Origin of the sequence: Streptomyces sp. NBC_00691 (assembly GCF_036226665.1) — a bacterium.
Classification (GTDB): domain Bacteria; phylum Actinomycetota; class Actinomycetes; order Streptomycetales; family Streptomycetaceae; genus Streptomyces.
The window spans coordinates 7,221,743-7,244,237 of record NZ_CP109007.1 but is presented as its reverse complement, the minus strand read 5'-3'; the positions used below and the strand labels follow the sequence as shown (position 1 = coordinate 7,244,237).

23 protein-coding genes are annotated in these 22,495 nt (G+C 69.8%); 7 read left to right on the top strand and 16 right to left on the bottom strand.

Annotated elements, in window-relative coordinates; genetic code table 11:
- Window positions 1-23 precede the first annotated feature (23 nt).
- The 4 genes from mtnB to OG392_RS32535 form a co-directional block, all read right to left on the bottom strand.
- Entirely contained in the window at window positions 24-686 is a 663-nt protein-coding gene (gene mtnB, locus OG392_RS32550) for a methylthioribulose 1-phosphate dehydratase (protein ID WP_329285435.1), read from the bottom strand.
- On the bottom strand, window positions 683-1,708 hold the full coding sequence (gene mtnA / locus OG392_RS32545; protein ID WP_329285433.1) for an S-methyl-5-thioribose-1-phosphate isomerase: 1,026 nt from the start codon (window positions 1,706-1,708) through the stop codon (window positions 683-685). The genes mtnB and mtnA overlap by 4 nt, the downstream gene beginning before the upstream one ends.
- A gap of 38 nt (window positions 1,709-1,746) precedes the next feature.
- Entirely contained in the window at window positions 1,747-3,009 is a 1,263-nt protein-coding gene (locus OG392_RS32540; protein WP_329285430.1) for an ATP-grasp domain-containing protein, read from the bottom strand.
- A gap of 584 nt (window positions 3,010-3,593) precedes the next feature.
- Window positions 3,594-3,902: an ArsR/SmtB family transcription factor gene (locus OG392_RS32535; RefSeq protein ID WP_329285428.1), complete on the bottom strand. Its 309-nt coding sequence runs from the start codon at window positions 3,900-3,902 to the stop codon at window positions 3,594-3,596.
- Between the two features lie 87 nt (window positions 3,903-3,989).
- On the opposite strand from OG392_RS32535, the gene OG392_RS32530 reads away from it, so the two are divergent.
- On the top strand, window positions 3,990-4,403 hold the full coding sequence (locus tag OG392_RS32530; protein ID WP_329285427.1) for an arsenate reductase ArsC: 414 nt from the start codon (window positions 3,990-3,992) through the stop codon (window positions 4,401-4,403).
- Between the two features lie 9 nt (window positions 4,404-4,412).
- Here the strand turns inward: OG392_RS32530 and OG392_RS32525 are convergent, their stop codons facing one another.
- From OG392_RS32525 to OG392_RS32510, 4 genes are all read right to left on the bottom strand, one after another.
- The gene (locus tag OG392_RS32525) at window positions 4,413-4,793 is read right to left on the bottom strand and encodes an ArsR/SmtB family transcription factor (protein WP_329285425.1); all 381 of its coding nucleotides are present in this window, start codon (window positions 4,791-4,793) and stop codon (window positions 4,413-4,415) included.
- 88 nt (window positions 4,794-4,881) lie between these two features.
- On the bottom strand, window positions 4,882-5,940 hold the full coding sequence (locus OG392_RS32520) for an ArsO family NAD(P)H-dependent flavin-containing monooxygenase (RefSeq protein WP_329285423.1): 1,059 nt from the start codon (window positions 5,938-5,940) through the stop codon (window positions 4,882-4,884).
- A gap of 79 nt (window positions 5,941-6,019) precedes the next feature.
- Complete coding sequence (arsB, locus tag OG392_RS32515; RefSeq protein WP_329285420.1) at window positions 6,020-7,102, bottom strand: ACR3 family arsenite efflux transporter; 1,083 nt, start codon at window positions 7,100-7,102, stop codon at window positions 6,020-6,022.
- A complete protein-coding gene (locus OG392_RS32510) occupies window positions 7,099-7,407 on the bottom strand; it encodes an ArsR/SmtB family transcription factor (RefSeq protein ID WP_329285419.1) in 309 nt (102 codons plus the stop codon). The genes arsB and OG392_RS32510 overlap by 4 nt, the downstream gene beginning before the upstream one ends.
- A gap of 71 nt (window positions 7,408-7,478) precedes the next feature.
- On the opposite strand from OG392_RS32510, the gene OG392_RS32505 reads away from it, so the two are divergent.
- Both OG392_RS32505 and OG392_RS32500 read left to right on the top strand, forming a co-directional pair.
- Window positions 7,479-7,898 (top strand): arsenate reductase ArsC, encoded by a 420-nt coding sequence (locus OG392_RS32505; RefSeq protein WP_329285417.1) that lies wholly within the window; start codon window positions 7,479-7,481, stop codon window positions 7,896-7,898.
- A 29-nt stretch (window positions 7,899-7,927) separates the two neighbouring features.
- Complete coding sequence (locus OG392_RS32500; protein WP_329287595.1) at window positions 7,928-8,377, top strand: NAD(P)/FAD-dependent oxidoreductase; 450 nt, start codon at window positions 7,928-7,930, stop codon at window positions 8,375-8,377.
- 171 nt (window positions 8,378-8,548) lie between these two features.
- On the opposite strand, the gene OG392_RS32495 is transcribed toward OG392_RS32500, so the two are convergent.
- The 5 genes from OG392_RS32495 to arsL all read right to left on the bottom strand — a co-directional run bounded on the left by OG392_RS32495 (window position 8,549) and on the right by arsL (window position 13,559).
- Complete coding sequence (locus tag OG392_RS32495; RefSeq protein ID WP_329285416.1) at window positions 8,549-8,884, bottom strand: ArsR/SmtB family transcription factor; 336 nt, start codon at window positions 8,882-8,884, stop codon at window positions 8,549-8,551.
- Window positions 8,885-9,066: 182 nt separating this feature from the next.
- Window positions 9,067-9,855 carry a methyltransferase domain-containing protein gene (locus OG392_RS32490; protein WP_329285414.1) on the bottom strand — a complete coding sequence of 263 codons (789 nt, stop codon included), beginning with the start codon at window positions 9,853-9,855 and terminating at the stop codon, window positions 9,067-9,069.
- Between the two features lie 19 nt (window positions 9,856-9,874).
- Window positions 9,875-10,981: a GTP-binding protein gene (locus OG392_RS32485; protein ID WP_329285412.1), complete on the bottom strand. Its 1,107-nt coding sequence runs from the start codon at window positions 10,979-10,981 to the stop codon at window positions 9,875-9,877.
- Window positions 10,982-11,018: 37 nt separating this feature from the next.
- Complete coding sequence (locus OG392_RS32480; protein WP_329285410.1) at window positions 11,019-12,278, bottom strand: GNAT family N-acetyltransferase; 1,260 nt, start codon at window positions 12,276-12,278, stop codon at window positions 11,019-11,021.
- A 30-nt stretch (window positions 12,279-12,308) separates the two neighbouring features.
- Entirely contained in the window at window positions 12,309-13,559 is a 1,251-nt protein-coding gene (arsL, locus tag OG392_RS32475) for an arsinothricin biosynthesis radical SAM protein ArsL (protein ID WP_329285408.1), read from the bottom strand.
- Window positions 13,560-14,415: 856 nt separating this feature from the next.
- On the opposite strand from arsL, the gene OG392_RS32470 reads away from it, so the two are divergent.
- The 3 genes from OG392_RS32470 to OG392_RS32460 are packed head-to-tail and all read left to right on the top strand — an operon-like array spanning window position 14,416 to window position 17,884.
- Complete coding sequence (locus OG392_RS32470; protein WP_329285406.1) at window positions 14,416-15,327, top strand: phosphate ABC transporter substrate-binding protein; 912 nt, start codon at window positions 14,416-14,418, stop codon at window positions 15,325-15,327.
- A 2-nt stretch (window positions 15,328-15,329) separates the two neighbouring features.
- A complete protein-coding gene (gene pstC, locus OG392_RS32465; RefSeq protein WP_329285404.1) occupies window positions 15,330-17,162 on the top strand; it encodes a phosphate ABC transporter permease subunit PstC in 1,833 nt (610 codons plus the stop codon).
- Window positions 17,150-17,884, top strand: a complete 735-nt coding sequence (locus tag OG392_RS32460) for an ATP-binding cassette domain-containing protein (protein WP_329285402.1) — start codon at window positions 17,150-17,152, stop codon at window positions 17,882-17,884. Before pstC ends, OG392_RS32460 begins: the two co-directional genes overlap by 13 nt.
- Before the next feature lie 337 nt (window positions 17,885-18,221).
- Here OG392_RS32460 and OG392_RS32455 read toward each other — a convergent pair whose 3' ends face one another.
- Together OG392_RS32455 and OG392_RS32450 are read right to left on the bottom strand one after the other, a co-directional pair.
- Window positions 18,222-18,560 (bottom strand): P-II family nitrogen regulator, encoded by a 339-nt coding sequence (locus OG392_RS32455; protein ID WP_329285400.1) that lies wholly within the window; start codon window positions 18,558-18,560, stop codon window positions 18,222-18,224.
- Window positions 18,557-19,879, bottom strand: a complete 1,323-nt coding sequence (locus OG392_RS32450) for an ammonium transporter (RefSeq protein WP_329285398.1) — start codon at window positions 19,877-19,879, stop codon at window positions 18,557-18,559. Before OG392_RS32450 ends, OG392_RS32455 begins: the two co-directional genes overlap by 4 nt.
- Window positions 19,880-20,421: 542 nt before the next feature.
- On the opposite strand from OG392_RS32450, the gene OG392_RS32445 reads away from it, so the two are divergent.
- Window positions 20,422-21,240 (top strand): DUF427 domain-containing protein, encoded by an 819-nt coding sequence (locus tag OG392_RS32445; RefSeq protein ID WP_329285395.1) that lies wholly within the window; start codon window positions 20,422-20,424, stop codon window positions 21,238-21,240.
- A gap of 136 nt (window positions 21,241-21,376) precedes the next feature.
- Here OG392_RS32445 and OG392_RS32440 read toward each other — a convergent pair whose 3' ends face one another.
- Window positions 21,377-22,495, bottom strand: a complete 1,119-nt coding sequence (locus OG392_RS32440; protein WP_329285393.1) for a fatty acid desaturase family protein — start codon at window positions 22,493-22,495, stop codon at window positions 21,377-21,379.

The following is a 22,495-nucleotide window of genomic DNA, read 5'->3' as shown; positions in this document are numbered from 1 at the left end:
GTGTGGTCCTGTCGTCGAGTTCTTCAGGCACGGGAGACGTGCAGCTCCGTCTGGGAGATCACGAGCAGCTGGCAGAGCGACTCGAGGCATTCGAGCCGGTTCTTCGCCTGGTCCAGCGAGTCGCCCCAGGTGGTGATGCCGTGATCGGCCAGAAGCAGCCCGGGCGGACCTTCCCGGTCGGCCGTGAGTCGGGCGGCGACGTCGTCGGCGATCCGGTCGACCTCGGGCCAGTTGGGGAAGACCGGCAGGTCGGTGAAGGCCGGGTTCTTCAGCCCCAGTCCCTTGAGCAGCTCGAAGCGTTCCACGCGTACCGAGGCAACGGCGTCCAAGGCGACGGCACGGTGGGCGACGACCGTGGCATAGGGGGAGTGGACGTGGATGACGGCGCGGGCTCCGGTGACGCGGTAGACCGCCGCGTGGATGGAGGTCTCCGCCGAGGGGCGGTCCTGGACGGGAGGAGTCGCCCGGCCGGTGAGGGCGTCGACCTCCACCACGTCCCGGGCGGTCAGTTCGCCTTTGTCCCGGCCGCTCGCCGTGATCAGCGCCCGGTCGGGATCGTCGGGCAACCGCATGGAGATGTTGCCGGACGTGCCCGGCATCCATCCGCGCGCGTACAGGGTGCGGGAGATGTCGGCCAGCTGCTGTGCGGTCTGCTTGTCGGCGGCGGTGGACGGCGCGTAGCTCATGCCCTTACCTCGGATGCGTGGTGGACACCGTGCTCGGAGACGATCGCGGTGATCAGGGAAGCCGGGGTGATGTCGAAGGCGGGGTTGTACGCGCGCGTACCGCGTGGCGTGGTGCGGATCCCTCCGTAGCTGGTCACCTCGTACGCGTCACGTTCCTCGATGACGATGTCCCGGCCGTCGGCGAGGGACCTGTCCCACGACGACTCGGGGGCGACGACGATGAAGGGAATGCCGTGGTGGGCGGCGGCGATCGCCAGTCCGTAGGTGCCGATCTTGTTGGCCACGTCCCCGCGCGCGGTGATCCGGTCGGCTCCGACGAGGACGCAGTCCACGAGCCCCTGGCTCATGGCCGCGGCTGCCGCGCTGTCGACGCAGACGCGGTGTGGCACACCGGCCTCCTCCAGTTCCCAGGCCGTCAGTCGTGCGCCCTGCAGGAGTGGACGGGTCTCGTCGACGAGGACCTCGGTGACCTTTCCGGCGTCGGCGAGGGCGAGGATCGTGCCGAGGGCGGTGCCCACGGCCGCGGTCGCGAGCCGGCCGGTGTTGCAGTGGGTCAGGAGTCGCAGGGGGCGCTGCGGACAGCGGTCCTCCACGGCCTGGATCGCGTGGGCGACCATCCGCCGGTTGACCGCCCGGTCCTCGTCGATCATGGCAGTGGCCTCGGCCAGGACCGCGTCCGGGCCGTCGGCGAGCCTCCCGAGGGCTCGGTCGACCGCCCAGGCCAGGTTGACTGCCGTCGGGCGGGTGGCGACGAGCCGCTGGGCGTCGGCGTGCACGGCCTGCTGCCCGTCGGCGGTGGCGTCCGGCGAGCAGTGGGCGTACGCGGAGAGCGCGACGCCCAGGGCGCCCGCGAGACCGATGGAGGGGGCACCCCGTACCGCGAGCGTCGTGATGGCGGTGATGACGTCGTCCACGGTGTCCAGGCGCAGAAGCCGTCTCTCGTGGGGCAGCGCGCGCTGGTCGAGGGTGACGATCGCATGGTCGTCCCAGCGCATCGACGGCTGGTCGGAGGGCTTGCTCACGGGCGGCGGCTCCTCGGAGGCCTGAGAGGTGGAACCGGTCAGTAGGTCAGGGGACGCGACCGCAGTTCGACCAGGGTGGGCCCGGCCTCCACGTCGGCGGTCACCTGCTCGGGGTCGTCGCCGACGGCGATGACGTAGCCGTAGCGGTTCATGTACGCCCGGGGCGGAAGTGCCAGCCGGGTGCCGGGGCCGGCAGTCGCGACCGCGCTGTGCACCGTGGACCCGAAGAGGTCGGTGCGGACGACCACTTCGACCGCCTCGCAGTCGCGCTCCGGGTAGAGGAACCTGATGGCTGCGTTCTTCTGCACCCTCGGCGCGGTGTCGGGGGTGAGCCCCGCCGCCACGTGGGCGGCCGCCACCGCCGGGTCGGTGCCGGTGGCGAGCATCCCGATGAGGGGGATGAAGTCACCGCCGAGGCGTGCGTTGATCTCGACGAGACGCGGCCCCTTGGGAGTGAGCTTGAACTCGGTGTGCGTCGCACCGCGTTCGAAGCCGAGCGCCTCGTGGATGCGGTGCAGTTGGTCCAGGAGTTCGGTGTCCTGCAGGAGGGGATCGGCGGCGTCGACGGTGTGACCGGTCTCCTCGAAGTACGGGTCCATGCCGGTCTGCTTGCGTGCCACGATCATGGGGGTGCACACGCCGTCGACGACGACCGCGTCGATGCTGATCTCGGGTCCGGTGAGGTACTCCTCGACCAGGACGTCGGCCTCGTAACGGGGTACTCCGGGCCAGTTGGCGGAGCTGGCTGCCTCGAACGCAGCTTCGACGGCGTCGCCGTGGTCGGCTCGGACGACACCGAGACTGCCGGCAAGTCCGCGGGCCTTGACCACCACCGGGTAGCCGGTCGCATCGGCGGCACGGCGCGCCTCGGCCGCCGTGGAGACCGGGGTACAGGCCGGCTGCGGCACGTCGGCCGCCGTGAGCCGTGACCGAGTGGCCGCCTTGTCGCGGCAGGAGAGCACCGCGTCGGGCGCGCTTCCGGGCAGGCCGAGGGCTTCGGCGAGGCGCGCGGCGGCGTGCACGAGGGACTCGTCGTAGGTGAAGACCCCCGCGACAGGCAGCTGCTGCATGACCTTCCTCGCCTCGACGAGGAGGGCGTCGAGGTCCTTGGTGTCGAGGAGTGAGGTCCCCTCCACGTACGGCAGTTGCCAGCTCGGCTCGTACGCGTCGAGAAGCCACAGACGGAAGTGGCGCGAGACGGCCGCCACGATGTACTCCCGATAGCGGCGGTCACCGCTGCCCATGAGGAGCAGGACCGGCGCCTCGGTGGTGGGCGAGTGCGGGTGGGGCGTGGCGGCCATGGTGGGAACCTTTGCGTCGACGTGTGGTCGGGGCCGGGGCGGGCCGACGGAGCGGAGTGGAGCCCAGATCGGCAACGGCGCTGTTCGGCCGACGGCCGGAACCCTGCCAGCGTCAAGCGATGTATGTCAATAGATCGATGAACGGCTGAGGTGGGCACCTTCCCCGGCGTCACCGCCGCACGGCGCACCTGCCCCGATTCGCTCACGTCTGAGGTGCTTGCGAAAGTCGGCCAGGTCACCCGGTGTGGACATTCGCGCAGATGAAACCCGTCGAAAGCGAGAGCGCTCAGGCCCGTCTTGCGACTCCAGCGGATTCCGTCTCCAGGGTCGCGGGAGGCACTGGGCCGTGTTGACGCGCGGCGAATTTCAATCGGTGACCATCGATGACGCAGAGGCGACAGATGACTCCTGAGCCCCCTTCCCCCACTCGGTCGCCGCCACGGTCAAGTCACCCGTACCGGGGTCGCGAGAACCGCTCGGAGGGGGTAGCGTTCGCGCACGGATCGAGATCCGCAGCCCTTGGCGTCAGGGGCGAGTGGACGCCGAGACGGCGAGAACGCCCCGAAGGAGAAGCGGCCGGACTTTCAACCGCAAGCCCGCCGGGCGACAGAGGCTTCGCACCCTCCTTCGGCCAGACCGCCCAAGAATGCGGCCAGATCGGCCAGCACCTCGGGCCGCAGCCGGTAGTAGGTGAAGCGCCCGCAGGGCTCGGTCTCCACGACGCCCGATTCCCGGAGAACCCGGAGATGGTTGGACAGGTTCGTCTGCCGCGCGCCCGTCTCCTCGACGAGATGAGTCGTGCACAGCGACTCACGGGCGAGCAGGCACACGATGCGAAGGCGCAGAGGGTCCGCCAGGGCCCTCAGCGGTTCCGCGTTCACCGACGTCAGCATGCCCCGATCGTGACACACCGAGCACGACGGGTGTCAACCGACCGATGTGCAACGCCGTTGCACAACAACCCATTTGAGGAGAACCAGGTGTCCCCGACGCCCTCCGTCCTGTTCGTATGCGTTCACAACGCAGGCCGGTCCCAGATGGCCGCCGCGTGGCTTCGCCACTTGGCCGGCGACCGGATCGAGGTCCGTTCGGCGGGCTCCGCGCCGGCCTCGGCGGTGAACCTGGCGGCGGTCGAGGCGATGCGTGAAGTCGGCATCGACATGTCCGCGGAGGTCCCCAAGATCCTCACCACGGAAGCCGTCAGCGAGTCGGACGTGTGCGTCACGATGGGCTGCGGGGACACCTGCGAAGTGTTCCCCGGCAAGCGCTACCTCGACTGGAAGCTGGACGACCCCGCCGGGCAGGGCGTGGACGCGGTGCGCCCCATCCGTGACGCCATCAGGCGCCTCGTTGAGGATCTCGTTGCCGAGATCGACGCGACGCCGGCGCGATGAACCGGGGAGTCAGCAGGGCGAGCCGTCGATACTCCGGGGGAACGCCTGCCCCCTCAGCTCCCGCAAGGCATCCCAGCGGATCGAGAACCAGGCCCACGTTCCTCGCTGCTCACGGCGCAGCAGCCCCGCGGTGGTGAGGATCTTCAGGTGACGGCTCACCGTGGGCTGCGCCAGGTCGAGCGACTCGGTCAGGTCGCAGACACAGAGCTCTCCGGCCGGCGCCTGATCGATGAGGTGAACGATCTGGAGACGGGTCGGATCGGCCATCGCCTTCAACTGGACGGACAGCGTCTCGACTTCGTCGTGGTCGATGAGAAGTCCCGGGGAGCAGGGCACACAGCGCTCCTCGCTCACGCCCTCGATCGGTATGCCTGCCAACGGAGTTGCCATCCGGACACCATACGAGCCGACAAGATCGCATGGCGAATCCGAGGAGTGATATCCGTCAGGCGTTCACCGTTCGTTCACCCTCGCCACGTCAGCGCAGGAGGGCTGCGATGGACCGCGCGGCCTCGCGTGCGGGACGGCCGACGCCGACAAGGGTCGCTGAGGCCGGCCCGGTCCAGTCGCCGTACCCGAGCAGATGAAGGCGGGGCTCTTCGAGAGCCTCTGTCCCCCGGGTGGGGATGTGCCCGCGCCGACCGCGTAGCCCGAGTGGGGCGAGGTGGGCGAGAGCGGGACGGAAGCCGGTGCACCAGATGATCGCGTCGGCCTCGGCCCGCGTTCCGTCATCCCACTCGACGCCGGTCTCCGTCACGCGCGTGAACATCGGGTGCGCCTTGAGGAGGCCCGCGTCGCGGGCTACGCGTACGGGCGGAACGGCGACGACGTCACCGAGCGAGGCGACTCCCCCGCCGTCGGTGCGGCCTTCGTCGAGGGCACGGCGGCGGGCCGTGGCGTGGTCGAAGAGGGCGCGGCCGTCGATGGCGTCGGCCAGGAACCGTGCGGGCCGCCGTGTGACCCAGGTGAGGTCGGTGTCGTACGCGAGATCGGCGGCGATCTGTGCTCCGGAGTTCCCTCCGCCGACGACGATGACCCGCATTCCGGCGAACTCACCGGGGGTGCGGTATTCGACGGTGTGAAGCTGCCGCCCCTGAAAGGAACCGCGGCCCGGGACGGAAGGGAGGAAGGGCCTGGACCACGAGCCGGTGGCACTGACGGCGGCGCGGGCGCGCCGGACACCGGAGTCGGTCTCGACGCGGAGGTACTCTCCGTCGCGGCGGACCGCCTCCACGCGAACGGGCCGCTGCACGGGGAGCTCGTATCGATGCTCGTAGTCGGTCAGGTAGTCGACGACGTGGGCGGCCTCGGGGTACGCCTCCCCCTGTTGTGGCGGCATGAGACGACCGGGCAGGGAGGAGTACGCGGCCGGCGAGAAGAGGTGCAACGAGTCCCATGCGTGTCGCCAGGCCCCACCCGGCGCGGGCTGCGCGTCCAGGACGGCGAAGTCGAGGCCGCCGAGGCGGCGCAGGTGGTATGCGGCGGCGAGTCCCGACTGGCCACCGCCGATCACGACGACGTCGAGTGACTTGCTCATCTCCTCGGCTTTCCCTTCGTGCGGCTGCGCCTCGCCGCGACGGAGAGGCGAGGCGCAGGGTAGCGATTCGGCGGGGCCACTACTGGGCGGGGGCGAACTTCCTGCGCCAGGCCAGCGACACGTACACGAGCGCGACCAGGACCGGGACCTCGATGAGGGGGCCGACGACTCCGGAGAGAGCCTGGCCGGAGGTGACACCGAACGTGGCGATGGCGACGGCGATGGCGAGTTCGAAGTTGTTGCCGGCGGCGGTGAAGGCGAGCGTTGCGGTGCGGCCGTAGTTCAGACCGATGGCCTTGCCGAGCGCGAAGGTGCCGAACCACATCACCGTGAAGTAGACGAGGAGCGGCAGCGCGATCCTCGCGACGTCCAGCGGTTGCGAGGTGATGGTCTTCCCCTGGAGGGCGAAAAGGATGACGATCGTGAAGAGCAGCCCGTAGAGCGCCCACGGTCCGATCTTCGGCAGGAACCTCGTCTCGTACCGCTCCCGGCCCATCCGCTTCTCACCGATCCGGCGGGTGAGGAATCCGGCCACCAGCGGAACGCCGAGGAAGATGACGACGTTCAGGGCGATCTTCCCCATCGAGATGTCGAGCGTCTCGCCCTCGCCGAGGCCGAGCCGGCCGGGCAGCAGGTCGAGATAGAACCAGCCCAGGACGCCGAAGGCGATGACCTGGAAGACCGAGTTCAGGGCGACGAGGACCGCGGCGGCCTCGCGGTCGCCACAAGCCAGGTCGTTCCAGATGATCACCATGGCGATGCAGCGCGCCAGGCCGACGATGATCAGACCGGTGCGGTACTCCGGCAGGTCGGGAAGGAACATCCAGGCGAGGGCGAACATGAGCGCCGGACCGAGGACCCAGTTGATGAGGAGCGACGAGACCATGAGCTTCTTGTCGCCGGTGACGGCGTCGAGCCTGTCGTAACGGACCTTGGCGAGAACCGGGTACATCATGATCAGCAGGCCGACGGCGATGGGCAGCGAGATGCCGCCGATCTCGACCCTGGCCAAAGCGTCGTTCAGACCGGGGATCAGACGCCCGAGCCCGAGGCCGAGGCCCATCGCGAGGAGGATCCAGACGGCGAGGAAGCGGTCGAGCGTCGACAGCTTCGCGACGACCGAGGAATCCTCCGCCGGAGCGGGCGCATGAGTGGGGGTCACGGACAGGCCCTCTTGTTCTCGGCCGCGGTACGGGCGGACTCGGCCAGGTCGGCGAACTGGCCGGCGAGCTGGGCGATGACGTCCGGCTTCAGGCGGTAGTACGTGAAGCGACCGCACGGCTCTGTCTCCACCACACCGGCCTCGCGCAGCACGCGCAGGTGGTTGGAGAGGTTGGTCTGCTTGGCGCCCGTCTCCTCGACGAGGTGGGTGGTGCAGAGGGTCTCGCGGGCGAGCAGGTTCACGATCTGGAGCCTGAGGGGATCGGCCAGAACCCGGATCAGATCAGTATCGACTGACGTCATCATGGACTGATACTGTCACATCACTCGCTGCTGATACCAGCCGGGACTGACCTCTTGCCGGCAAGGAAGACCCGATGACCACCGCTCCGCTCGCCTCCGTGCTCTTCGTCTGCGTCCACAACGCGGGCCGCTCCCAGATGGCCGCCGGATTCCTGCGCCACCTGGCCGCCGACCGCGTCGAGGTCCGCTCCGCCGGTTCGATTCCCGGCGACCAGGTCAACCCGGCCGCCGTCGAGGCCATGGCCGAGGTCGGCGTCGACATCTCCGCACAGCGGCCGAAGGTGCTGACCACCGAGGCTGTCCAGGCGTCCGACTACGTCATCACCATGGGCTGCGGCGACGCCTGCCCGGTCTTCCCCGGCAAGAAGTACCTCGACTGGGCCCTGGAGGACCCGGCCGGCCAGGGTGTCGAGGCCGTCCGCCCGATCCGTGACGAGATCAAGGTCCTGATCGAGGGCCTCATCGCCGAGATCGACGCGAAGCAGGAGGCGTGACTCCCCTGACCGGCTCGAACACAGCGACCGTGGGCGACGTCCGTGAGGTCATCGTCATAGGCTCCGGACCCGCCGGATACACCGCAGCCCTCTACACGGCCCGCGCCCAACTCAGGCCCCTGCTCTTCGGCAGCTCGATCTTCGTCGGAGGGTCCCTGACCACGACGACCGAGGTCGAGAACTTCCCCGGCTTCCCCACCGGCATCGACGGACCCGACCTCATGGACGACATGAGGACCCAGGCCGAGCGCTTCGGCGCGGAGATGATCGACGACGAGGGCTACATCAAGGTGGAGGCGCCCTCCACCCGCACGAACCTGCCGGGGGTCTTCGCCGCCGGCGACGTCGTCGACCACACCTACCGCCAGGCCATCACGGCCGCGGGCTCCGGCTGCCAGGCCGCACTCGACGCGGAGCGGTACCTCTCCGCCCTTGCCGACACGCACAAGGCCGTCGCGAGCGTCGCCGTCACAGCCTGAGGCCCCAGCGAAGCCCACGCTGTCGGCCCTCCCCATGAACACCAGCTCCTGCCCGTCGCGTTGGCGGACCTGCCGGGCAGGAGCTGGCACTCTCCACCGGCCGGCACGACGAGTCCTACCCCAGCCGGTCTTCGGTCTTCGTGCTGCGGCACGGCTACGGCCGAAGGGCCTTCAGCTGGATTCCGGCTCCCCGCACGAGTGGACCCGTGCGCCGATGAGGATGTCGGCGGCGCTGGGGAACTCGGTGACGCACCGGGGGTTGATGGCGTACCGGATGCTGGCACCGGCCCGGCGCCTGGTCAGGAAGCGGGCGGTGTGGAGGATCTTCAGGTGGTGCGAAACGGTCGACTGGTTGAGTCGAAGGTGGTCGACGATCTCGCCCACCGGCACGGGCTCCGGTCGACCGCTCAGGAACCGCATGATGCGGAGACGTGTCGGGTCGGCCAGGGCCCGGAACCAGCGGGCGTACTCCTCGACGGTCTCCCGGTCGAGCGACGTTTCGGACATGGGAATCCTTAGCGGCTACGGGGATCGCCTCCGCGCCGTCGGCCGCAGCGGAGTGGGGACCGGTCGTGCCATCGGGAGCTTGTTCGTCCGCCCGCAAGAGCGAGGGGACGCGGGCGAGTACAACGGTGAGAACCGTGGCCGGAGCTCTGAGCTCCGGCCACGGTTCTCGTGCGATGACGTGGTCAGCAGCAGGCGCCGCCGGGTGCGCACTCCTCCGCGCCGGAGGTGCTGTCGAGCGGCTTGTGGGCCCGGATGATCGCGGCGTGGAGGCCGTCGGCCGCCTCCTGGGTGAACACGACCTCCGCGTCCTTCAGGCCGACCGCTTCGAGGAGTTCCTTGTACTCGGCGACCGACAGGGCACCGGCGATGCACTGGCTGTGCCCGCCGCGTTCCGCTCGCTCCTCGGGGCTGAGCCGGTCCTCGGCGACGACGTCGCTGATGCCGAGGCGGCCGCCGGGGGTGAGGACGCGCGCCATCTCGGCGAAGACGGCGGGCTTGTTCAGCGACAGGTTGATCACGCAGTTGGAGATGATCACATCGACGGTGTCGGCGGGCAGCGGGATGGACTCGATCGTTCCCTTGAGGAGGACGATGTTGTCGATCTCGGCGTCGGCGACGTTGCGGGCGGCGAGGGCGAGCATCTCCTCCAGGAAGTCCAGGCCGAAGACGCGGCCGTCGGGGCCGACCCGCCGGGCGCTGAGGATGACGTCCAGTCCGCCGCCGGAGCCGAGGTCCAGGACCGTCTCGCCCTCGCGGAGTTCGGCGACGGCGCTCGGGTTGCCGCAGCCGAGGCTGGCGAGGAGGGCGGCGTCCGGGGCGGTGCCGGGGCCGATCTCGTCGTACGCGGCGGGACCGAAGGTCTGCGGGTCCGGCGAGCAGCAGGCGCCGCTCGTCTCGGCTTCGGCGGCCTTGGCCCGGTAGTACTCCCGGACCTCTTGCTGCAGGCTGCCGGCAGTGGTGGTGTCGCTCATGACGGGTGGTCCTTCTCGGTCAGGCGCCGGCGGGGGCGAGGCGGTGCACGGGGCGCGGGTAGGAGGGCTTGAACGACACCGGGGTGGTCGCCGAGGAGGTGACGGCGGTGGCCAGGTCGGCGGCCTTGACGGCCTCGGTGACGGCCGCGTCCAGGGCGTCGGGCTCGCAGGCGACCCGGGCGTTGACGACGGCCCGGCCGGTCGGCGCGTGCGCCTCGGCAGCACGGTCGAGGGTGGGCTGCGCGCCGGACTCGGTGAGACTGAGCTTGGCGAAGTCACCGTCGGCGATCTCGACGGTGATCTTGGCATGGCCGATCACGGCGTCGTGCTCCGCGGCCCAGCCGGACAGCTCCTGAAGGACGGTGCGGGCCCACGCGGTCGCGTCGAAACCGTCCCCCGCGGCCGTGAGGTCCAGCTCCTGGTTCATCCAGGCGAGCTGGGCCTCGGCCGCCGCGTAGCGGTCGTAGTCGATGTCGAGGACGACGTCCTCGTTCGTCGCCGGCGCCTGCCACGCGTCGAGCAGCGTGTCCAGGTGGGCGCCCGAGGTCGCGGAGTAGCCGACGACGGTCGCTTTCGGGTTGCCTGCACGGAGCGAGGCGAGCAGCTCCTCGGCGCGGTCCGGCTTGATGGTGTCCAGCTTGTTCACCGCGATGACGTCGGCCTCGGTGACCTGCTGACGGAAGAGGTACGACAGGTCCGACTCCGGCTCGCCCCGCTCGGCGGCCCGGGCGAACGCCAGGTGCCGCAGCGGGTCGACCACGGTGGTCAGCGGGGCGACGACCATGTCGTCGCCGTAGTACTGGCGCAGCGGTCGTACGACGGTGGCCTGGAGGTCCGTGCAGCTGCCGACGGCCTCGGCGATCACGGTGTCGACGCTGTCGGAGGCGACCAGCGCGACGATGGCCTCGACGAGATCCTCGAACTTGCAGCAGAAACAGCCGCCGGTGACCTCGGCGACGCTGTCCAGCTTGCTGCGCACCAGCTTGGTGTCGACCAGTTCGACGCCCTGGTCGTTGGTGATGACGGCGACCTTGCGGCCCTGCTCCTGGAGTGCGAGCGCGGCGGCGGTCATGGTGGTGGTCTTGCCCGCCCCGAGGAATCCGGTCAGGGGGATGAAGGTGATCATGTGGTCCTTCTCGTCCTTGTCGTGGAGTCGGGCGGGGTCAGCCGCAGCAGCTGTCGCCGGAGCCGCCCAGGAGGGGCAGGGCCGCGGGCTGGGCCGGGGCGGGGGACGCGGCGCCGAACGCGACGCGCCTGCTGTTTCCGAAGGCGTCGAGCCAGGCCTTCGCCTGCGGCCGCAGCGCCGGGTCGGAGAGCAGCATCGAGGTGGTGACTTCGCGCGGGGTGCAGCCGCGCAGGGCCTTCGCCTGGTGGGCGCCGGCGCCGAACTCGACGGTGCGCAGCCCCTCGGCGTAGGCGTCACGGACCGGCGCGTCGAGGACGAGGGCGAAGTAGATGCCGCTGCGCTCGCCGATCGCGGCGTAGTCGAAGCCGGCCCACTTCGGGAAGAGGCGGTGGTTCTTGCGGATGGTGACGCAGGTGGCGACCAGCGCGCCGTCCTTGTAACCGAGGTAGGCGCGGACGTCCGCGCCCTCGTCGATGAGCGCGGAGAGGATGCCCACGATGTGCTCGGGCTCCTCGCCGGCGCCGTTCTTCTCCCGGTTGAGACAGGTGAGTTCGGCGATGCGGGCGGCGTAGGGCCGGATGTCGGTGCCGTCGACGCGCTCGATCGTCACACCGGCCGCTTCAGCACGGCGGACGTCGCCCTTGATGCGCTGGCGCTTCTTCAGCGGCAGGGCGGCGAGGTGTCCTTCCCAGTTCGGCGCGTCGAGGCTCATGAAGTCCTCGTAGCCCCAGAAGGTGCTGGACGCACCAGCGGCGTTGAGCGCGTCGACGAGGGCGTCGTTGCCGCGCCGGCTGGGGATCCAGGGGGCGACGATGCAGCGGATGCCGGCCTCGAAGGCGGCGGGCACGAGCTTGTCGACGATGGCCCCCATCAGCGTGGGGGTCCAGAAGTTGTAGGCGACCTCGGTGCGGTAGCCCAGCGGGGAGCCGAGGAGGAGGGTCGGGAAGAAGGGCTCGGTCCCCAGGGCGTCGACCTCGGCGCTGCGCGCGGCGTCGGTCTCGGCGCCGCAGCACACCTCCTCGCCGGAGGGCGCCTGCCACCCCAGGTAGGTGCGCGGCTCGTGGTCGACGACCGGCGGGGTGGTGAGGACGTAGCCGGGGAGGAGGGCCAACTCGCCACGGGCGCGGTGGGCGAGGGTGTGCCAGGGCTGGACGTCGGGCAGCACCTTCTCCGTGGCCCGCAGCCAGCTGGGGCCGAGGTACGGCCACGAGTCGGTGAGGCCGGCGAGCTCGCCGGTCCAGTCCATGTCCGGGAGGGCCTGGCCGGTGGAGATGACGACGCGGGGTGATCCACCCATGTCAGTGTCCTATTCGTGTGAGCGGGTGGGTCAGCACTTCACGCAGCAGCGGATCTTTCCCGCATCCTCGGCGTCGGTGCGACGCTCCTGCCAGAGCTCCTCGACGCGCTTGTCGGGATGGGTCCACTCGACCCAGAAACCGCGGTCGACGGTGGCGATGTCCTCCATCCACGGCGAGGAGAGCAGCGGGGAGCCCTTGAACAGCAGCAGTCGGGTCTGCAGCGCGGTGGGGTCGGTGACGCGGGCGAGGCCCGTCTCGACCAGCCAGTCCTCGAAACCGAGGAGCTCCTCGTACTCGATCCACGGGGTGAAGGGAATGAAGGTCGGGTACAGCTCGAAGCCGATCCGCTCGGCCTCGTCGACCGCCTTGCGCATGTGGTCGACGTCGATGTGCTTGTCGAAGATGCGGAGGATGCGGTTGGAGGGGAACTCGAGGGCGCAGGTGACGCGGCGCAGCCCGAGCGAGACGAGCTTCTCCAGTTCCTTGGTGTAGTCGAGGACGTGGTCGACGCGGGTGGTGAACTCGAACGTGATCGGGCCGATGGCCTCGACGAGCCGCTCGACGACACCGATGCCGATGGTGCGGGAGTTGAAGAACTCGGCGTCGATGAAGCAGAAGTGCCGAACGCCCTCCTCCGCCAGCTGCAGTGCGTCGGCCAGGACGCTGTCGGCGTCGTAGGCGGCGACGCCACCGTCGTACGCGCCGTACACGGAGCAGTAGGTGCACTTGTGGTGGCAGCCGCGGGAGGCCTCGATGTTGCCCATCAGGCCGAACGGCGAGTGGTGCGCCGGGTAGTGCACGAGGGAGGGGAACAGATCCCGGGCGGGCTTGGTGACCGAGATGCGCCGGCGCGGGGGCTTGGGCCGCATTCCCGCGCGGGTCATCAGGGCGGGCACCTCGTCGAGCGCGAGGGTGCCGGCGGCGAGCTGGGCCAGCTCCGCGCTGATGAGCTCGGGCTCCTCCATGATGATGCCGTCGGCGACCTCCAGGAACTCCCGGTGGTTCATCTGCGCGTACTGGCCGAAGGTCACGACCGTGGTGCCGTACGCCTCCGAGACCCTGCGCGCCAGGGCGATGCCGCGCTCAAGGCCCTCGAACTGCTGGACCGAGACGAGCGTGAGGTCGAAGGGGCCTTCCGGAATGGCATCGGGAAGCAGGTGCGCGTCCCAGCCGACGACGTCGGCGCCGTGGTGCTGCAGAGCGGCAGCCGCACACGCGGACGTCAGGGGCTGGAGCTCCGCTTCGAACGCGGAGGCAACCAGAACACGGGCACTACTCACACTTCCCCCCAGGGAGTGATCAAGGAGCGTGACGGATCGGGAGGGGGCCGGGTCAGGGCCCAAGTCGGTAACGACGCTGTCGACCGACGGCCGGAACCCTGCCAGCGTTGAGCGATGTATGTCAATAGATCGATGAATGACTGAAAGACCATCCCTGCGGACCGCCGTCGCCCCGGGGCATCAGTGCCCCGATTCGCCCTCCTCTGTGACTGGATGCGAAGAGAGATCACCGATCTGAATCCCCTTGTTCACACAGCTGGCAGCCGTCCAGAGCGAAGGTGCGAGTGGTGGTCACCGGGGCTTCGAAATCCGTTGCCGACCCGCAGGCGACCCATCTGTCATCTCGGCGCACGACTCAAATTCAATCGCCGATCATCGATGATTTCGCACCATCAGATCTCGCCAGGGCGAGTCCGAGACGGTAGCGTTCGGCCACGGCATCACGGTCCGCACCCGGGGTCAGCGGGTGAACGGTTACCCACGCCTTGATCGTTCAGGCCCTTCAACGGGGAGCGGGCCGAGCTTCAATCACAGAGCCGCGTGTGGACTCGACGGCAACTCCGCACGGTCCGGCGCGAGTTCCTCATGCAAGCGAGAGAGACCCCAGGGAGTTCGGTTCCAGGCGCCGAACAGCCGTCAACCGCAAGCCCGGTGCTCACACACAGTCCTCCCGGCGCCCCCCGCACTCTCGTCCGGCGTCTCTCCTCGTCCACGCGACAGGGGCGCGACCGGCGCTCACGGCCACACCTCTTCCACGTCCCGACCTCAGATCCGTATGCCCTACGGGTGGCGATCCGCCACCGGCGTTCCCCGATCACCGTCCCTCCATCACCGCAAAGGCACCGCCATGTCTTTCATGTCCACCGAATCCCGCAGCAGAGCAGCGCGCCTCACCGGCCGCCGCGTCCGCCAGGGCGCTACCGTCGCCTCCGCCTCCCTCCTCCTCTCCGCCGCCCTGACCGGCTGCGCCGGCTCCGGGAAGGCCGGCACGGACGCCATCCAGGCCAGCGGCTCCACCACCGTCGCCCCCGTGGCATCCGATGCGGCCGAGGCGCTGAAGGCCAAGGGCCTGAACATCACCGTCGCCACCCAGGGCGGCTCCGCCGGCGGAATCTCCCAGCTCGGCACCGGCCAGATCAACATCGCGCTGAGCTCCAAGCCCCTGTCGGAGAAGGACCAGAAGGCCTACCCCGACACGGACTTCGTGACCACGCAGATCGGCGCGGACGCCGTCGGCGTGATCATCACGAAGGAAGTGGCAGACGGCGGTGTCAAGGGCCTGACCAAGGCGCAGGTCGCGGGCCTGTTCGAGGGGAAGATCACGAACTGGAAGGAGGTCGGCGGCCCCGACCTCCAGGTCTTCGTGTACGACAAGGAGCCCGGCCGTGGCACCCGTGAGGTGCTGGACAAGTTCATCTACGGCAAGGGCGAGCCGCCGGCCCCGCCCAAGTCCGCGAACTACGCCATCGTCGGCGGCAACCTGGAGACCCGCAACAAGCTGAAGTCCACCCGCGGTTCCATCGCCCCGCTGTCGACCGGCTTCATCGACGGCCACCCCGAACTGGTCGCCGTGCCCCTGGAGGGTGTCGCCCCCACCCTGGCGAACGTGGCGTCCGGCAAGTACCCGATGACCCGCCCCCTGTTCATGATCACCAACGGAAAGCCGAAGGGCACCGTCAAGCAGTACATCGACTACATCCTCTCGCCCGAGGGCCAGAAGCTGCTGCCCCAGCACGGCTACCTCACGCGTGAGCAGATGGGCCTCTGATCATGGGTCTCACTCTGGAGCGCCCCACCCAGGCGCCCGGACCCGCCGTGCCGCGGCCCTCCCCCGGGAGCGGCCGCGGCAGCCGGGCGAGATGGGTCTGGGGCTGGGCCTACAGCGGCATCCTGTCCGTGATGCTCACCCTCACGGTCCTGCTCGGCTACCTGGTCACGGGCATCGCGAGCGGAACCGTCGACTGGACGGCACTGCTCACCTCGTCCACCTGGAGTCCGGGGAATCTCGCCTTCGGCGGCCTGGCCATGATCTACGGATCGGCGGTCGTGTGCGTCCTGGCACTGGTTCTCGCCGTCCCCGTGGGCTGGGCGGCGGCCGTCGCCCTGTCCGAGTACCTTCCGCCTCGCCTCGCCAGGCCACTGCGTCTGAGCATCGAACTCCTGGCAGCGGTCCCCTCCATCGTCTACGGCCTGATCGGCATCATGGTGATCCGGCCCTTCGTGGCGGATCTCGGTGACGTTCCGGGCGGAGACAGCCTGCTCGCCGCCGGCATCGTGCTCGCCGTGATGATCATGCCGACGATCGTGGCGGTCAGCGTGGATGCGCTGGCTGCCGTACCCGGCCGGTACCGGGAGGCCGCGTACTCCCTCGGCCTGACCCGCCGTGAGGTCGTGCGGTCGGCCGTCCTGCCCCAGGCTCGTCCCGGCATGCGGGCCGGCGTCCTGCTCGGCCTGGCGCGGGCGCTGGGTGAGGCCATCGCGGTCTTCATGGTCATCGGCCGCGCCGACGACCGGCTCCCCGAGTCACTCGGAGACGTCTTCTCCTTCCTCGTACGACCCGGCCAGACGCTCACCACCAAGCTGGCCGGCCCCGAGCCGATGCTCGCGGGCACTTCCGGCCCGTACTTCGCGGCCCTGTGCGGGCTGGGCATCATCCTGCTGACCCTGGTCGCCGTCGCCACCGTCTGGGGCACCCGCGGCTCCACGGGAAGAGCCGTGCGCGCTCCACGTGCTCGGCGGTCCTCCGCATGGCTGCGCACCCCGAAGGACCGGCTCACCACCGCCGTCCGGCTCGGGGCCCTGCTGCTGCCGGGAGCACTCCTCGTCGGCATGCTCGGCATCCTGCTGGCCCGCGGCGGCGCGGCGCTCAATCCGGTCTTCTGGTTCACGCCTTCCGAAGGCGCGTCAGGGGGCGGCATCCGGGACCAGATCGTCGGCACGCTCCTGCTCCTTGCCACCACGGCCCTGATCGCACTGCCGCTCGGCTATGGAGCAGGCATCGTGATCGGAACGCGCGCCTCGGCGAAGACCGCCCGCGTGCTGGAGACGTTGACCGTCGCGGTCGGCGGAACGCCCACGATCCTGCTGGGCCTCGCCGGGTACGTCCTCTTCTGCACGACCATGGGCTGGGGCCGCTCCTGGCTGGCCGGCGCCGTGGTCCTGGTGCCCGTGGTGATCCCGGTGGTCGCCCTCACCACGGCAGGCCGGATTCGGAGCATGCCGGCGGAAATCACCGAGGCGGCGCTCGCGCTGGGTCTGACGAGCTCCCAGTACGTCCGCTCGGTGGTCATCCCGTACACCTGGCCGGCCACGCTCACAGGTCTGCTGCTCGGCCTGGCCCGCGCGGCGGGAGAGACGGCCCCCCTGATCTTCACCGCCACGGTGTTCTTCGGGGCGCCCGCCCTCCCGACCGGCATCGTCAACGCTCCGGTCCAGGCCCTGCCCACGCACATCTTCACCCTGTCGCAGGACTCGGGCGCCCCCGAGGCGATCGCCCAGGCATGGGGCAGCGCCCTCGTCCTGGTCCTGATCACCGCGGGCCTGCTCAGCCTCGCGGTCTTCCTGCGCAACCGCTTCGAAGGAGCACGACGATGGACGACGTGACAACCGGTCCCGCGCGGCTGGACGACACGGTCGACAAGACCGTCATCGCGGTCCGCGACCTGCAGATCTTCGACGGCACGAAGCGCCTGGTCGGTCCGGTCGCCTTCGAGCTGGCCGCCGGATCCACCACCGGCCTGTGCGGCCCGTCGGGCGCGGGCAAGTCCACGGTGCTGCGCGCCCTGGTCGACCTGCTGCCCCACGGACTCCGTCGCGAGGGCGAGGTGCAGGTCCTCGGCCGTCCCGTCCGGTACGGCAAGGGCGACGCCGGCCTGCGCAGCACCGTCGTCCTGGTACCGCAGACCCCCGTGGTCTTCGGCGGCAGCATCCTCGACAACGCCTTGTTCGGCCTCCGTCACCTGGTGCGGGCGTCCCGGACGGAGCTGCACGACCGCGTCGAGCAGGCACTGCGCGAGGCGGGCCTGTGGAACGAGGTCGCCGACCGGTTGGACACGCCGGCCCAGACCCTGTCCAACGGCCAGCGCCAACGACTGTGCCTGGCGCGCGCCTTGGCCCTCGAACCGGCGGCCCTCCTCCTCGACGAGCCGACCAGCGCCCTGGACGAGCGGAGCCGCGACACCGTCGAGGAGTCCGTGGCAGCCCTGCGGGGCAACCGGACGGTCCTGCTCGTCTCGCACGACCCCGCGCAGGTGGAGCGACTCTGCGACCGGACGGTCCGCATCGACCTGCCGACCACCTGCGAGCCTTCCGCAGCGGCGGTCTGAACGCTCGTCCGCCCCACACAACCCGATGGATCTGGGCCCGCCGTTCCGCCGAAGGCGCGACGGCGGGCCCAGCAGCATGATGGGGATCTCGGCGACTCCCCCGGGCAGCATCGCGCAGGTCGATCTCTATCTCTGGGCCTTCGGCCACCAGCGATATCGAACTCAACCGAGTGGAGGGCGTCCACGGCCCCCGGACTGCCGCTGCCCGGTGTACAGAGGGAGATCCGCAACGAGGACAGCAACCCCGTGCCGTGGAATGACGAGTCGATGGGCGACCTGCTGATGCTCGGCCCCTGCTCGTGGGGCGCGGACCCGCCGCCACGGTGTGGCCCGTACGTCAGAGCGCGTCGGGGCCGCGCTGTCCCGTGCGTACGCGCACCACCGTTTCCACGGGTACCGCCCACACCTTGCCGTCGCCGATCTTGCCCGTGTGGGCGGCGCGGACGATGGCGTCGATGGCGGGCTCTGCGTCGGCGTCCTCGACGACGACCTCGATACGGGCCTTGGGAACCAGGTCCACCCGGTACTCGGCGCCCCGGTACACCTCGGTGTGCCCGCGCTGACGCCCGTACCCGCTGGCCTCGGTGACCGTGAGCCCGTTGACGCCGAGCTCCTGGAGTGCGTTCTTCACCTCGTCGAGGCGGAACGGCTTGACGATCGCGGTGATCAGCTTCATGCGGTGGGCTTCCTGTCCTTGACCAGCGAGGTGACCGGGGACCCGGCGTGCAGCGGAGCGCCGCCGTGGCCGAGCACGCCGTGATCGTAGGCGGTCTCCGCGTGCACCGTCTGGTCGAGTCCCGTCAGCTCCTCCTCGGCGGAGGCCCGCAGCCCCATCACCCGGTCGACAACCTTCCCGATCCCGTAGGTGACGAGGAAGGTGTACGCCGCCACAGCCGCCACGGCGAGGGCCTGCCGGCCGAGCTGGCCGAGCCCACCACCGTAGAACAGCCCTTCCTTGCCGCCGGTCATCACCGACGTCGCGAACAGGCCGATCAGCAGCGTCCCGACGACACCACCGGCGAAGTGCACGCCCACGACGTCGAGGGAGTCGTCGTACCCGAAGCGGAACTTCCAGGCGACCGCGTACGAGCAGACGACGCCCGCGGCGAGACCGACCGCCGCCGCCCCGGGCATCGCGACGACCCCGCACGCCGGAGTGATCGCCACGAGCCCCGCGACCGCGCCGGACGCCGCACCGAAGGTGGTCGGGTGACCGTCGCGCCGCTGTTCGACGAAGAGCCAGCCGAGCAGGCCGGTGCACCCGGCGACGAGGGTGTTGAGGAGGGACGCGGCGGCCAGGCCGTTCGCGCCGAGCGCCGAGCCGCCGTTGAAGCCGAGCCAGCCGAACCAGAGGAGCCCCGCGCCGAGCAGCACCATCGGCAGGTTGTGCGGCCGCATCGCGTCCTTCTTGAAGCCGATGCGCGGGCCGATCACCAGGCACAGGGCGAGGCCGGACGCGCCTGACGCGATCTCGACGACGAGTCCGCCCGCGAAGTCGAGGGCGCCCAGCGAGTGCGTGATCCAGCCGCCGGGGCCCCACACCCAGTGCGCCACGGGGACGTATACGAGGAGCGTCCACACCGGCACGAAGACGAGCCAGCCCGCGAACCTGGTGCGGTCCGCGACCGCGCCGCTGATCAGCGCCGCCGTGATGATCGCGAACGTCAGCTGGAAGGTGCTGAAGAGAAACGTGGGAACCGTGCCGGTGAGGGTGTCCGGACCGATGCCCGCCAGGCCGAGGTGGCCCAGGCCGCCGACCAGTCCGGCAAAGGCGTCGTCGTCGAACGCGAGCGAGTAGCCCGCGACCAGCCAGACCACTGTGACCAGGGCGATCGACACGAAGCTCATCATCAGCATGTTGAGGACGCTCTTCGTGCGGACCATGCCCCCGTAGAACAGGGCCAGGCCGGGGGTCATCAGCAGAACGAGCGCGGTGGCGGCGAGCAGCCAGGCGGTGTCGCCGGTGTCGAGCCGGGGTGCGACGGCGAGGGGCATCAGCGGTCTCCTCCTACGGGTTCGAGGGAGAGCCTCACGGGGATGCGTTTCGCGATGCGTACACGGGAGTTTCCGCCGTGTTTCGTGTTGCGTGGGGATTACCGGACCCTCACGGTGCGACAGGCCTGGGCGAGGCCCCTCTGCGCGGTCTGGCGGACAACGCTCGGACAAGCGGTTCCGGAGGCGTACCCCGGTTCCGGCCACCGCGTTGTGCGGCCCGCCGCGTGTGGCCGCGCGAGCGTTGAGTGGCCCGCGCGGCACGCACCTCATGACCTCGCGCCGGGAAGGCGAGCGATGGTCGGCCGTCTTCGAAGGATGCGCAGGAGCGTGCCCGGCTGGACGCCGAGCTGCGGCGCGTCCGTGTCACCCCGGCCTTTGGCCACGCACCGGTCCGAGGGACGCTTTCGAAGTGCCGGCAGGAGCGACGGCGGGCCGTTTGCCATCGGCCGGGATCCGGAGCAGCGTGGACCACACCGGCTGCCACCCGTACGCGACGCGGGTCCGGACACCGGAGGCAGGAACCGGAGCGAGAGGAGAGACCGATGACCGCACCGAATGCCGGCCCGGAAGCCGTGCCCGTCGTACGCCGCCGGGACGAGTCCGACAGCGTCTTCTGGGAGCCGGCGGAGCGCTGGGTGCGTGCGACGGCCGGGGAGTTCACGATCGTGGACAGCCGTAGACCGGTCCTCGTGTGGGAGCCCGGTCGCCCCGTACCCCTCTACGCGTTCCCGGCCGAGGACGTCCGGACGGACCTGCTGCGGAGGACGGAGCGGCCCGCCGGCCGGCGGCGTCACGCGGGAGCGACGGTCTTCTACGACCTCGTGCTCCCCGACCGGACCGTCGGGGCGGCGGCCTGGACCTACCCCGGAGAGGAGCTGGCCGATCACATCAGCTTCGAATGGTTCGGGCGCGACGTTCTCGACCACTGGTACGAGGAGGACGAAGAGATCTTCGTGCACCCGCGCGACCCGCACAAGCGGGTGGACGCCCTGCCCAGCAGTCGACACGTCCAGGTCGAGATCGCGGGCACGGTCGTCGCGGACACGCACACGCCGGTTCTGCTCTTCGAGACGGGCCTGCCGGTGCGCTTCTACTTCCCGCGGGAGGACGTCCGCCTCGACCTCTTCACCCGTACCGACGGGCGTACCCGCTGTCCGTACAAAGGTGTGGCGAGCGAGTACTGGTCCTGGGCCGGCGACGCCGACGTGCGGCCCGACATCGCCTGGAGCTACCCCGACCCCCTGCCCTCCGTAGGGATCATCAAAGACCGGGTGGCCTTCTACGACGAGTCCGTCGACGTCGTCGTCGACGGAGTACGGCGGGAACGACCGGTCACGTTCTTCAGTCGCCCGTCACGATAGATCCCCACAGGGCCTCGCCGCAGGCCTTCCTCGTCGTCATACGCTGCTCTCCGCAGGTGGGGGAGGTGCTGCGAGTGTGTCGGTGACCTCGCACGTGCCGTCGGTACGGCCGAAGGGACCGAACCAGCACCGGGAGTCAGGCCGCGACGAGCTCCTGCTCGCGGTCCGGCGTCTTGACCTTGGGCTTCCTGTTCGGCAGCGAGAGCCGGAAGACCTTGCGCCACGCGGAGAAGACCTGCTTGGGCAGCGGCCCGGTGACGTACTCCAGCTCGTACTTTTCGAACAGCGCGCGCACCTTCACCGCGACTTCGGCGTACCGGTTGCTCGGCAGGTCCGGGAACAGGTGGTGCTCGATCTGGTGCGACAGGTTGCCGGTCATGAAGTGCATGGCCCTGCTGCCGCTGATGTTCGCCGAGCCCATCATCTGGCGCAGGTACCACTGGCCGCGCGTCTCGCCCTTGATCGACCGGCGCTCGAAGACCTGCACTCCCTCGGGGAAGTGCCCGCACATGATCACCGAATGGGACCAGATGTTGCGGACCAGGTTCGCGGTGAACGTGGCGGCGAGCGTGGGGAGGAACGACGGGCCCGAAAGCAGCGGGTGGATCACGTAGTCCTTGAGCACCTGCTTGCGGATCTTGCGGCCCACGGCCTTGGCACGCGCGCGGAACTCCGGGTTGTTGCGGCGGCGCTTGTGCAGGTTCTTGCCGAGTTCCAGGTCGTAGGCGGCGATGCCGTACTCGAAGAAGCAGGCGTTGATGAAGTTCCACAGCGGCTGGCCGAGGTGGAACGGGTGCCACCGCTGGTCCTCGTCGACGCGCATGATGCCGTAGCCGAGGTCGTTGTCCTTGCCGATCACGTTGGTGTACGTGTGGTGCAGCTCGTTGTGCGAGTGCTTCCACTGCTCGGACGGCGAGACGTGGTCCCACTCCCAGGTGGTGGAGTGAATCTTCGGGTCCCGCATCCAGTCCCACTGGCCGTGCAGGATGTTGTGGCCGATCTCCATGTTGTCCATGATCTTCGCCACGGACAGCCCGGCGGTGCCGATCAGCCACGCGGGCGGGAAGATCGAGAACAGCAGCACGCCCCTGCTGACCAGCTCGAGCTTGCGCTGCGCCGAGATGACCTTACGGATGTAGGCGGCGTCCTTCTCGCCGCGGCCGGCGATCACCTCGTCGCGGATCGCGTCCAGCTCGCGGCCGAGCTCCTCGATCTGCTCCGCGGTGAGGTGGGCGGTGGGGTCGATGGCGGTCAA